We start from the raw sequence: 418 nt of genomic DNA, 5'->3' as shown, positions 1-418 counted from the left end.
CCACCGTATCGCGCGAAAGATCCGGACAGCGGCATCGAAGTCGCCGCCCTCGCTGTCGATAAAAACCTCAATGGCAGGACATAGGCGAGCGGCCTCCAATTGGTCGCCGACGGCAGTGGCCATCGCGTCATCGACATCGCCGATCATGCGGATCTCGGCAACCTCCGCGACTGACATGCAAACCTGGTGGTCGCGATCGATCTCGGCCTTGGCGCGAACCTTGGCCATGAGCCCATCGCACGGCTCGAAGCCATTGCGACGACGTTCCAATGCAGCCGGCAAAAATTCCGCGATTGCTCCCTCAAGTGCGGCAATTCGAGCGAGGAGATCGGCGCTCATGCTGGTCAAGCCCGATCGGCGTGCTTCAGTGCAGCGCGGACGAGTCCAAGGCGCTCGATTGTCGGCGCACAGCTGCCGG

General features: G+C 62.4%; 1 pseudogene. It reads right to left on the bottom strand.

Going from position 1 to position 418, the window contains the following annotated elements:
- Positions 1–339, bottom strand: a pseudogene (locus tag EN742_RS37450) (hypothetical protein); the annotation flags it as partial.
- Positions 340–418: the final 79 nt, after the last annotated feature.

The organism is Mesorhizobium sp. M4A.F.Ca.ET.020.02.1.1, assembly GCF_004022645.1.
Lineage (GTDB): Bacteria > Pseudomonadota > Alphaproteobacteria > Rhizobiales > Rhizobiaceae > Mesorhizobium.
Note: the sequence above shows the minus strand (reverse complement) of the source record. Positions and strands in the feature narration are given on the sequence as shown.